The 11,248-nt window shown below is 64.6% G+C and carries 9 protein-coding genes; 6 read left to right on the forward strand and 3 right to left on the reverse strand.

What is annotated here, in order from left to right; all coding sequences use genetic code 11:
* The first annotated feature begins 167 nt into the window (after positions 1-167).
* From DMA15_RS23815 to DMA15_RS23825, 3 genes are all read left to right on the forward strand, one after another.
* Positions 168-1,694, forward strand: a complete 1,527-nt coding sequence (locus tag DMA15_RS23815) for an AAA family ATPase (protein ID WP_125514807.1) — start codon at positions 168-170, stop codon at positions 1,692-1,694.
* A gap of 20 nt (positions 1,695-1,714) precedes the next feature.
* A complete protein-coding gene (locus DMA15_RS23820; protein WP_125514808.1) occupies positions 1,715-2,563 on the forward strand; it encodes a hypothetical protein in 849 nt (282 codons plus the stop codon).
* 429 nt (positions 2,564-2,992) lie between these two features.
* Complete coding sequence (locus DMA15_RS23825) at positions 2,993-4,375, forward strand: site-specific integrase (RefSeq protein WP_240659908.1); 1,383 nt, start codon at positions 2,993-2,995, stop codon at positions 4,373-4,375.
* Here the strand turns inward: DMA15_RS23825 and DMA15_RS23830 are convergent.
* Entirely contained in the window at positions 4,295-5,278 is a 984-nt protein-coding gene (locus tag DMA15_RS23830; protein ID WP_125514809.1) for a hypothetical protein, read from the reverse strand. The two genes, DMA15_RS23825 and DMA15_RS23830, sit on opposite strands and share 81 nt — an antisense overlap.
* A 1,478-nt stretch (positions 5,279-6,756) precedes the next feature.
* Here DMA15_RS23830 and DMA15_RS23835 point away from each other — a divergent pair.
* Positions 6,757-7,431, forward strand: coding sequence for a sigma-70 family RNA polymerase sigma factor (locus tag DMA15_RS23835; protein WP_240659909.1), 675 nt, complete (start codon positions 6,757-6,759; stop codon positions 7,429-7,431).
* On the opposite strand, the gene DMA15_RS23840 is transcribed toward DMA15_RS23835, so the two are convergent.
* Both DMA15_RS23840 and DMA15_RS23845 read right to left on the reverse strand, forming a co-directional pair.
* A complete protein-coding gene (locus DMA15_RS23840; protein WP_125514810.1) occupies positions 7,396-7,749 on the reverse strand; it encodes a hypothetical protein in 354 nt (117 codons plus the stop codon). The two genes, DMA15_RS23835 and DMA15_RS23840, sit on opposite strands and share 36 nt — an antisense overlap.
* Before the next feature lie 162 nt (positions 7,750-7,911).
* A complete protein-coding gene (locus tag DMA15_RS23845; RefSeq protein ID WP_125514811.1) occupies positions 7,912-8,589 on the reverse strand; it encodes a class I SAM-dependent methyltransferase in 678 nt (225 codons plus the stop codon).
* Between the two features lie 304 nt (positions 8,590-8,893).
* Here DMA15_RS23845 and DMA15_RS23850 point away from each other — a divergent pair, with 304 nt between their 5' ends.
* Together DMA15_RS23850 and DMA15_RS23855 are read left to right on the forward strand one after the other, a co-directional pair.
* Entirely contained in the window at positions 8,894-10,384 is a 1,491-nt protein-coding gene (locus tag DMA15_RS23850) for a DHA2 family efflux MFS transporter permease subunit (protein ID WP_125514812.1), read from the forward strand.
* A gap of 106 nt (positions 10,385-10,490) precedes the next feature.
* Positions 10,491-11,237 (forward strand): alpha/beta fold hydrolase, encoded by a 747-nt coding sequence (locus tag DMA15_RS23855; protein ID WP_164551810.1) that lies wholly within the window; start codon positions 10,491-10,493, stop codon positions 11,235-11,237.
* Positions 11,238-11,248 lie beyond the last annotated feature (11 nt).

Raw genomic sequence — 11,248 nt, forward strand, 5'->3', positions numbered from 1 at the left:
GTATCCGCGCAAACCGGGTTACTGCGTGGCCGGCGCGTGAGCTGCCAGACGGGCGCACGGCCTTGAGCCGAACTCGTCGTGATCGCTCTGTCAGAGCGAGGCGATAGGGTCCAAACTCAGTTCGACCGTAGTGCGGGTGTCCGCCGCAGAACCGGAGGCTCGACCCGGTGAAGTTCATTGTCCTGCCCCAAGACACGCCTGTGCGCTCAGGCCCCGAGGCCGTGGTCCTAGTAGCCGACGACTGGGATGACTTCGGCTTCCGCACCGGCTACATGCTTTGGTACCGAGACTCACAGACGCAGACGAACCTGGGTTTTGTCAAGATCGCCGTCGCTGGGCAGGAAGACGGGCCCAGCCCCATCCGTCCCGGGGTCTACGATGGCTCGCCACCAGGTGAACTCTTCTCTCTCGGGCAGAGTGATCGCTACTACGACAACATCAAGAAGCTTGGACACGACAGGCGCGAAGAAATTCTTCGCGGGCTCTCTGACGTGGCCTACAACCCCGAACTTCTTGACAGCGCGATGCAGTACTCAGTGACACGGTCATCACTGCTGCGGGCGATCCAGGAACAAACGGTCAGGGCCCAGTTCAACCGGATCGCACGTGGCGGAGTCCGGCTGACCGAGTACCGGTTCCGCTACGTCGCACCGGGAAAAAGGGCTGAGAGTACTCTCGACTTCGAGGTCGATCCTGACTCTACGCCGTCCAGCAATATTCACGTCCTCATCGGTCGCAACGGAGTTGGCAAGACGACCTTACTGCGGAATCTTGCCGCTGCAGTTGTCTGGCCCGAGAGGCACATGGAATTCGGCAGCGTGGATATGCTCCCGACGTCCGCTTCTGTATCCGGCGAGCGGTTCGTGAACGTTGTTTCGGTCACCTTCAGTGCCTTCGACCCCTTCGTCGAAGTGGTAGAGGAGAGCGATGCTCAAGCGGTGAAATACACCTACGTTGGCCTACAAGGCACCGCTCTCGATGATCTACCCGCAGGCCCCCACCAGCAACGCCTGCAAGCAGCCTTCAATGCTGGAATCCATGACGTCATCAACTCGCGCGACCTCATGCGCTGGCGTGAGGCGATAATGCTCTTGAGTCGTGACCCGCAGTTTGCCAACTCCGCTATCGCGGCCTATGCCCGCGACGTACGAGACGGCATGGAAGTTACGGAATCCCACGTACAGGAGCTGGCCTCTGCCTTCGGGCGGATGAGCTCAGGTCACGCCATCGTGACGCTGACCATGACACAACTCGTGCATCTCGTGGCTGAGCAGTCCCTGATCCTACTCGACGAACCTGAAGCGCACTTGCATCCGCCGCTGCTGGCTTCCTTCATGCAGGCACTATCTAACCTTTTGTCCGCGCGCAACGGCGTCGCAGTAGTTGCTACGCACTCGCCAGTCGTACTCCAGGCGGTGCCGCAGTCCTGCGTCTACAAGCTCATACGCCAAGGCGAGAGTAGTCGCTCCGAGCGTCCGCTGATTGAGACCTACGGCGAGAACGTGGGCGTGCTCACCCATGAGGTGTTCGGGCTTGAGGTGATGGAGTCCGGTTTCTACGCGGAGATCGGCAGAGCGGTGGCCGCGTTGGACACATACGAAGAGGTTCTTGCTCACTTCGATGGCAAGCTCGGCGGGGAAGCAAAGGGGTTGGTCCGGATCCTTCTCGCAGAGAAGTCGGATGGACTCCTTTGATGTGGCCCCTAAAGGTTCCCATGCGGAAGGCGAGTGACAGCTATCAGGCGTGTGTCGCTCGCACCAAGGCGGAGGAGCGGCGCGAGCGGCTGCTCAACGCTGCCAACGCTGTGCAGAAGGCTGGCCAGGCGCTTCGTGAGGCCGCGGCTGCCAGGAATCTACATGACCTTGACCCGAAAGGCTTTAAGGTTCCCGAGATCGCCGATGATGCCTTCGTGGATTGGGCCTACGAGAACGGCATGCAGACCGTCGGGGGGCGGGTGATACGTGACGAGCTGATGGCCGCCCCGGTTAACGAACGATGCCCGCTGTGTAGGCAAGGTACCGTTCGCCAACTTGACCACTTCATGCCGAAGAGCCATTTCCCCGCGTTGTGTGTCGATCCGCTCAACCTTGTCCCCGTCTGCGAACAGTGCAATTTAATCAAGGGGAACAAGCGGCCGGACAGTGCAGAGAGCACACTCCTGCATCCATATCTCGACCGGGTATCCCATGAGGGATGGTTAGATGCGCGATCGATCCATGATTCGGGTACGGTGCGGCTGCAGTTCTTTGTCAGCCCGCCGGCATCCTGGGATGCGACGCTCATCGCGCGGGTCAAGAACCACTTCAGGCTCTTCGAGCTGGGGAAGCGCTACGCCATCGAAACGAATCGCGCAATCTCCGATGTGACGTATAGCGTCGAGAGACAGCGAAAACGCGGTGGTGCACGCATGGTGCGTGTCTATCTGGAGGATGAAGCGGAGAGCCGGTTCGCTGTAGATCTCAACAGCTGCGAAGGCATCACATACCGGACACTTGCGGCCGACCATCTCTTTTGCGAAGGCCCCACAGGGCAAGACAGTTCCAGCTCGGTGGACTCGCTGTAACGAACCAGATCGAGTATGGCGACGCAGACCTTCGTCGATCCGGTTGCTGTCTGGCGGCTGGAGTCTTCTGACCTGCGTATCCTTGCGCTCCACAGGCCGTGGTGCCCTTGACGTCGAGGAGAACGGCCAGACCGGCAACGCCGTTCATTCGGCCTGGGGGCGAGGGGTGGCACGATCGCTGAAACGAGTGGATTTGTGACGAACGGCTTGTCCCGTTGTGAGGCGCTGGCGACGATCTCAGGTGCTGGGTCCAGCTGAAGATCGGGTACTTGGGTGGCGAGCGTCTTTCAGCGGTGCAAGCGTGATGTCCGCGATCGGAACTATCCCTGCACGCGCCCAAGATGCGGTCACGCGTGGACCGTGCGGTATCGGGAGCCAGGCGGCAGGCGAGGGCGGCAGCGAGAGAAGTCGTTTCCACGAAGGATCGGCTTGGACGGTGCAGACGCTTTCGCTGCCGTCGTGGAGAAGGATAAGAAGGCCCGCGTCTGCATCGATCCTGCGCGCGGCGCCATGTCCTTGTCGCTGTGGGCTGAGGAGTGGTTGGAGCGACGAGCCATCGTAGAGGCGACTCGCTGCAACTACGAAGGGTTCATCCGCAACCATCTCGTGCCGAGCCTTGGCCGTAAGCCCCTGGCTGGGCTGGCGCGCCGGGACTTTGAGAAGTTCATCAAGGACGTCTACCGAGGCGGTGCAGGGCTGGCTGCATCGACGGTGAACGACCGCATGGTGATGGTGGCCGCCATCATGGAGGCGGCTGTCGTGGACAAGCGCATCACGGAGAACCCGGCCCGGGGTATCCGGATCTCCCGCAGGGATGCAATGGCGGTGGACGAGGACGAAGTTCCGACGTCAGCCGAGGTCGATCTGATCGCTGCGCACATCGCGCCACGCTTCCGCCTCACCGTCTACCTTCAGTCCGGCACTGGCCAGCGCCCCAGCGAGGCCCTGGCCTTCTCCGCCGAGTGCAGGCGGCCTGGCCACATCAGGGTTCGATGGCAGGTCAGTGCCAAGGCGCACCGTGAGGACTGCCAGACGCCCTTCGTGCCGCTCAAGCGTCGGCTGGAGAAGGAGTGCCGAGACGTCCCAACCGCCCTGTTCGTTGAGCAGGAGATCGACGCGCACCTCCTGAAGTGGAAACCGGTGCCCGTCGTCTTCACTGGGCAGAAGGGGAAACGGATTCGGCTCGAGACCTTCTTTGCTCCACGTCAGCCTGGCGCCGGCGTGATGCCGTCCATCGCGTCCTACGGCTACCAGTTCAAGAAGGCATGCCTCTCGGCCGGCCTGGTCGATCTGGGCGGCAATGCCAAGTACACGCCCCGCAGCTTGCGGCACTTCTTCGCCTCCACGGCCCTGGCCAACGGTGTGCCGATCCACGAGGTCTCGCGCTGGCTGGGTCACCGCTCGGTCAAGACGACGGTGGACATCTACGGGCATCTGCTGCCGAGTGCATGGGACCGCTGCAGGCAGGTTCTGCAGCACGCCATGCGTCCCGTGCCCCTGGATGCAACTCTTCAACCATCGAACGAAACGGCCTTGCTGGAACCTCCCTGCTGTTCCGAGGGGGTTTCCCTAGTGCAGACGGCTCTCTATCGACTGACGACATCAAGCCCGGCGATGCCGTCGACGGAGTCTCTACCTAGCGGTGGAAAGGGCGTGCCGTCGAGAGTTCATTCCGTGGCCGCATGCAAGATCGGGCACAAGATGATGCCCTTCCACGGGCTCAAAGCTGATTCACCACGGGCTGCGTCGGTTTCCAGGTGCTATGGAGCTTCCGTGGAGACCGACCGCTACGGACCCCGGGCCGTCGGGTGAAAGAGCGCGGAGGATCAAGTCGATGACGTAGTCGCTGCTGGCACCTCGCGTACCTAGCCATCCATCCTTGAGAAGCGTGGCGAACGTGGTGTTGTTCAGATACCTGGGCACATCTCCTTCCCGAAGGCGCCTGCCCCCACGAGTGCCTCGAGCGAGCGGGCTGTCGATCAGTGCCTTGAAGTGAGGGCGGGTGAGGTACATGCCGGGGATGAGCGCAGTGGAGCTCATGACGAAGGGCACGTTCCGACACAGCTTGACCATGCTCGGAGCGGTGACGAGCCGAGGATCCAAGCCGTCGTCGAGCTGTTCGCACTCCTTGTCCACCATCGCCATACGCTCCAGCTCGCGCTCCGCGGTCGCGTCGTACCGATATGTCCAGAGGTCGGCCTCCTTGCGCATCCGTTTGTACTGGACTGTGGTAACACCTCCCGTGAACTCGTTCACGTAGATCATGTCGACTCCGGTGACGGTCTCTACGTTGTGGCGGTTGGCGTTGTACACGAAGAGGCGATGGCCAGTCGGCCCACCGCTGCGGCGGTAGATGCGCCACCCCACCTCGATCGCGTCCAAGCCCGTCATCCCCGGAAACCGGTGGTAGTCGTGCACGATCTGTTGGTCCTCGATCTGTCGGAGATCGGGGAGCCCCGCGAGAAAAGGAATAGAGCGGGTCTCCAGGACTTCGGACGCAACAGGAGACTGCCAGGACTCGACCACGTCACGCTCCATGCCCGCGGCCTCGAGCAGTATGCCTACGGCGTCCTTCTCCAGGTTCAGTTTCTCGCCGACGGCCCCTGTTGGTGGGTGCATTCCCAGTGACTGCTCCAGGCCGGAAAGCGTCGATTCCAGCTCGGGCCTTAGCTGACGTACACATTCGAGCAGTCGTTGGTCCGCTACTTCCGACATGCGGCCGTCGTCTTGAAGGAAACGGCGGCTTGCTCCCATCGGTTTCTCAAGATCCGCGAGTGGGAGCGGCCGGGACAGTGGGGTGAAATCTCTGGTGAGCAGGGAGCGTTCGTAGGTCCCTGATCGTCTCCCTGGGAAAGTGCCACCGACGCCGATGACAGTGCGCTTGTCGAAGTCGGGGTCCCGGTCGGTGAAGAAGGCCAGGCACCATCATCGGGGCTTTCGCCACTCTTTGTACGGGTAGGCGAAGCTCCGCTCGTCTCGCTGAAGCCAGCGTGGTGGGGGTTCCGGGAGGCGCTGCAGCATGAGGGCGGTGGAGTGAACCAGCGCGACGGATGCCACGAGAATCTCCCGATGATGTAGCAGTTCGAGTGGTCATTCTCGGGTACGTGCGAGCACCGTGCAACCTGTTGATCAAAAGTGCGACGCTGGCGGTTCGTGAAGTGCAGTAACGGAGAGCGTTGACCGCCGGTGGCTAGTCGTGCATCTGGTCATCGCGTCCTCCGCCACGGTCAGCGAGCTGAAAGTTCGGCGCTATGCCCTACTGGTTGGCCCTCGAAGTCGGGCCACAGAGGTCGGCATGGGTGTCGGTCGGCCTGGTCGACCTGGACACCATGCAAAGTGATCTACGGGCGTCTGCTGCCCAGCGCGTGGGACCGCTGCCGGGAAGTCCTGCAGCGCGCCATTCGGCCCGCATCACCGGGTGCGACGTCCCTTCCGTCCGAGGAGGCGAACTGGAGCGCCGGTAACCGAGCTGCTTAGGAGCACGAGAGCCGGCCCGTCTGCATGGTGCTGGGATTGAACGCCCGTGCTGGGATGGTGCTGGGATGACCCCTGCAGAACCCGCGTTTCCGCAGGTGGGAGCTCTGTACTACAGATTCCGGTTCAACGTGTGAGCGGATGGATCAGCACCACGTCGGCGGCCTGGTAAACATCCGGTCAAATTGGGGTCGGCTCTTTCGGGAGTCGGCCCCTTGCCATTTCAGCTCTCGTCCGTTTCCGGAGCCCGGCTGATTGGTGCAAGTGTGTAACAGCCTTGGTCGGCCGGCGGCGCCGTTGCGTGGGGGCGGCTCGTGTGGCCGACTCCACACGTCGGCTACTGAGCAGTTCAGAGGGGTTGATGTGGCGTCGGGCCGGTGTCGGGGGGATGGGGGCGGGCGGTGCGAAAGTAGGCGTTGACTGCTTCGTCAATAATGGCCGCCAATGGTCTCATCAGGCGCGTCCTGTGTTTCGGCGTCCCGCGGGGCCGTCCTCGATGGCGGGGGTAACCGGTTGAGTGCCTTTCGCAGGGCGTCCGGGATGATCCAACTCCGTGCCCTTTGGCCTGAGTTGAGGGCCTACTTCCCGGACTCTCCCCATAGGGCACCGTTTAAGTAAGCGTTGACACTGCGCCTTGGGGCCGCCGTATAGTTGCATCCTGTAGCGATAGGGGCGGTGGTTTTGAGCCTCTATCTCTAAGTGAGAGCGACGGGGGAAGCATGGAAGGTCTTGCTCTGCACGAACTGGTGGACGAATGCCTGGGGGGGAGCCAGGAGAGCTGGAACCGGATCGTCGACCGCTATACACCTCTGATATGGGCCATAGCCCGCGGGCACAGGCTGTCCACAGCCGACTGTCAGGACGTCAGCCAGACCACCTGGATGCGGGTCATCCAGCATCTGGGGAAGCTCAGGGATCCTGAGAAGCTGGCCCACTGGATCTCCGTCTCCGCCCGCCGAGAGAGCCTCAAGCACATCCAGAAGTCCGGCCGGAGCACGCCGATCGAGGACCCGGAGGTGTTCGACCGGCCCCAGCCGTCGTCGAACCAGCCGGAAGAGACGGCACTTGACCGCGAGACCCGTGACGAGGTGCTCCTCGCCTACTGCTCGCTGTCGCCCAAGTGCCAGGCGCTGCTGGGTCTGTTGGTGGCCGAGCCGCCGATGTCGTACGACGAGGTGAGCGCGACGCTGGGGTTGGCGCGTGGCTCCATCGGTCCCATGCGGGGGCGCTGTCTGAAGCATCTGCAGCGCGCGCTGGAGTGTGAGGAGGGCCGTTCCGAACAGGCCAGAGAACTCTTCGACTCCATCAAGAAGATGGGCCTGCGGACCTTCGCCGAGGAGAACGGCTCCGAACTGGGGTCAGCAACCAGGGGGAGCCGAGTACCGTCCTGCTGAGCCGGCGGGCCGGCCCTCCAGCGTGGCGAGCGACGACTCCTCGTATCCCAACGCGTTGTAGTCCAGAGCGTCGGGTTCCATCGCGTCGCGTCCCAGCGCCTCGTACTCCAGCGCGTCGTTGTCCAGGAACTCGCCGTCCAGGACAGCGCCGTCCAACGCGTCGTCGTCCATCGCGGCCGCCAATGCGATAAAGGGAAACAGTGCCTTGGCGTTCTCGGCCGCCTCCTGCGCGGGCGTCCCGAGGGCTGCCGAGAGCCTGTTCAGCGCCGCGCTGCCAGCGTCTTCGTCGGCGTTGTGCACCCCGGTCACCTCCAACATCTAGTTCACCCCTTAACTAGATGAAGAGTAAAGGAGTGTCCCGCAAACCGCGATACCAAGCGGGCATTTGGTTTGCGGGGCTACCGCTTTCCGGCCACATCCTTGGGCGCGGCGGGTGAACTCCGCAAGGCTGCTTTCAGAACTTGTGGGGTCGGACCGGGGTCAGGGCACCTCGGCCTCGAAGAGGGCCGTGCAGCCGTGGACGGAGACCTTGTGGACGGGGAACCGGGCGGCCAGCTCCGCGCGCAGATCCTCCAGGCTGTCCCCGGAGTTGTTCAGGTACCCGCGCCGGTTCCACACCGAGAAGCCGACCCGGGCGGCCGGACCCACCGGTACGCCCCGGGCGAGCACGGTGGCGCCGAAGAGGCGCCCGCCCGGCCGTACGCAGGCCGCGATGTTGTCCAGCACCTTCGCCTTCTCGCGGATGGTGCCCGGCACGCAGTGCAGCAGGAAGTTCAGGGACGCCGAGCCGAAGGCCGCCTCGGGGAGCGGGAGCGGTTCCAGGGCGTTGGCCCGGACCGTCCTGACGTCGAAGCGGGCCAGGCGGCGGGCCGCGTGGCGCAGCGAGTGCTCGTTGAGATCGGCCAGCGTGATGGCCTGCCGTGGCGCGGTGCGGCAGTTGTCGAGGAAGTAGCCGGTGCCCACGCCGACGTCCAGGTGGTCCGGGGAGATGTTGCGGTCGAACATGGCGACCACTTCGGAGACCGGGACCCGGAAGAGGAACTTGCAGTTGATCTTGAAGGCCATGAGGTCGTACAGGGGCAGCGTCCACGGCCGGTAGATGGTCTGGCCGGCATGCACCTGATCCGAGGCGGGCGGTGGCGAGGGCGGGGTGGTCACGGGAACCTCCGGCCGGAGTGGGCGAGCGGGGTCTGAGCGCGGCTGCCAGTACTGACCGACGACTATACGGGGCGGGCTTCGAGCGGTCGGGGGCGATCCAACTTCCCACTTCCCGGCGGGGGATCGGGCCGAACACCGAAGGCGGGGCCGGTGGGTGTGATGTGCGCCGCAGTCGCGAGAAATTTTCGGCGCGGGTGTATCCAGAGCGCGCGACGCGGGATCTGTGGGCTCGTGGCACAGGGGCGCGGAGCCCCTCTCGAGGGGCGCGTGGTGGTCCCACGGGGCAATCGGCGGAAGGAATCCCGTGACCGTTCAACGTAATCCGTGGTCGGCGTTAGGCGCGCTGCTCGTCGGATTCTCCCTCATCTCGCTCGACATGACCGTGGTGGCGGTCGGCAACCCCGTGATCATGGAGGGCCTGAAGGCCAGCGTCTCCGAAGTGATCTGGGTGACCAGCGCCTACCTGCTCGCCTACGCGGCGCCGCTGCTGTTCACCGGCCGCCTCGGCGACCGCTTCGGCCCCAAGAACGTCTACCTCGTCGGCCTGTCGGTCTTCACGCTCGCGTCGCTGTGGTGCGGCGTCTCCGGGAACATCGAGACGCTGATCACGGCCCGTGCCGTGCAGGGCTTCGGGGCCGCGCTGATGACGCCCCAGACCATGGCGGTGATCACCAAGATCTTCCCCGCGGACAAGCGCGGTGCCGCCATGGGGACGTGGGGCGCCGCCGTCGGTGTCTCCGTGCTGCTGGGTCCGATCGTCGGCGGCTTCCTGATGGACACCGCGGGCTGGGAGTGGATCTTCCTGATCAACGTCCCGATCGGTGTCATCGGCTTCGTTCTGGCGTGGAAGCTGGTTCCGGCGCTGGAGACCCAGCACCAGAAGTTCGACCCGGTCGGCATCGTGCTGTCCTGTGCGGGCATGTTCCTGCTGGTCTACAGCCTTCAAGAAGGCAACAACGAGGACTGGTCGGCCGGTATCTGGCTGATGATGGCCGCGGGCATCGGTGTGCTCGCGCTCTTCGTGGTGACGCAGGCGTTCAGCAAGGGCGAACCCCTGCTGCTGCTCAGCCTGTTCCGTGACCGCAACTTCGCGCTGGCGAACGTGGGCATCGCCGCCATGAGCGCCGCGGTGACCGCGATGACCGTGCCCTCGTACTTCTTCCTCCAGGGCGTCCGGGGCCTCTCCTCGACGGAGTCGGCCCTGATCTTCGCGCCGCTGGCCGTCATGACCGCCATCTGCTCGCCGGTCGTCGGCAAGATGTCCGACAAGGCGCATCCGCGCACCTTCACCACCATCGGCTTCGTGCTCTTCGCCCTCACCATCGTCAGCTACAGCATGCTGACCGATCCGGACTCCTCGCTGTGGCTGTTCTCGGCGACGGCCGCGGTGACCGGCGTCGCCAACGGCATGGTGTGGGGCCCGCTGGGCGTCATCGCCACCCGCAACCTCCCCGTGCACCAGTCGGGCGCGGGCTCGGGCATCTACAACACGAACCGGCAGATGGGCGCCGTGCTCGGCAGCGCCGCGGTCGGCGCGCTCTTCGCCAACCGGCTCGAGGCGCACCTGCCGGCCGTCGGCGGGGGCGGCGGAGGGCACGTCGAGGGCGGCGTCACCGAGATCCCGGGCGCGCTCCACGAGCAGTACAGCTCGGCCCTGAGCGAGACGACCCTGCTGCCCGCCGTCTTCCTGGTGCTCGGCGCCCTCACCTGCCTGATGTTCCTCCGCTTCCCGCCGCGCGAGCCGCAGGAGGAGGTCGAGGGCGCCGTCCCGCAGAAGGTCGACGGCGCCGTGTGAGACAGCCCGGCGGGAGGACAGTGTGAGATCGACAGGGAGTTACGGGGAGTGACGGGGAAGGTGTGGCATGGCTACCGCTGAAGATTTCGATCTTTGGATACGTAAGTTGAGCGCCGGGAATGCTGCCGAGTCGGGGGCCGCGGACGCTCCCAGGGCCAGGGTGATCTGCTTCCCGCACGCCGGAGGTTCGGCGAACTTCTACTTCCAGTTCGCCCGCGGATTCGGCGAGTTGGACGTCTACGGGGTCCAGTACCCGGGCCGGCAGGACCGCAGGCACGAGCCGTTCCGCGACAGCATCGGGGAGCTGGCCGACGAGATCGCCGACGTCCTGGGCGACTGGGACGATCTGCCCGTCATCCTGCTGGGCAACAGCATGGGCGCGCTGGTCGCCTTCGAGGTGGCCCACCGGCTGGAGGCCAGGGGCCGGGCGCCGCTCGCCCTGTTCGCCTGCGGCCGGGTGGCCCCGATGCTGCTCAAGGACCAGCAGACGCACCTCAAGGGCGATGACGCCTTCATCGAGGAGATGGCGCTGCTCGGCGGCATGGCCCACGATTTCCTGCGGGACAAGGAGATCCTCGACCTCTTCCTGCCCTCGATGCGGGCGGACTACCGGCTGGCGGAGACCTACGCCTGCCCGCCGGAGATGCGGATCTCCGCGCCGATCCACGTGCACATCGGCAGGTCGGACCCCAAGGTGACCCAGGACGAGGCGGCCCAGTGGGCGCTGAGCACCAGCGGGGAGTTCACCTTCGAGGTCCACGAGGGCGGGCACTTCTTCTTCACCGACAACGGCGACCGGCTCACCGCCGCCATCGCCAAGTCGGCCGAGAGCGCCCGCGAAGCGCGGACGTGACCAGCGTCACG

Source organism: Streptomyces sp. WAC 01529, from assembly GCF_003945545.1.
Classification (GTDB): domain Bacteria; phylum Actinomycetota; class Actinomycetes; order Streptomycetales; family Streptomycetaceae; genus Streptomyces; species Streptomyces anatolicus.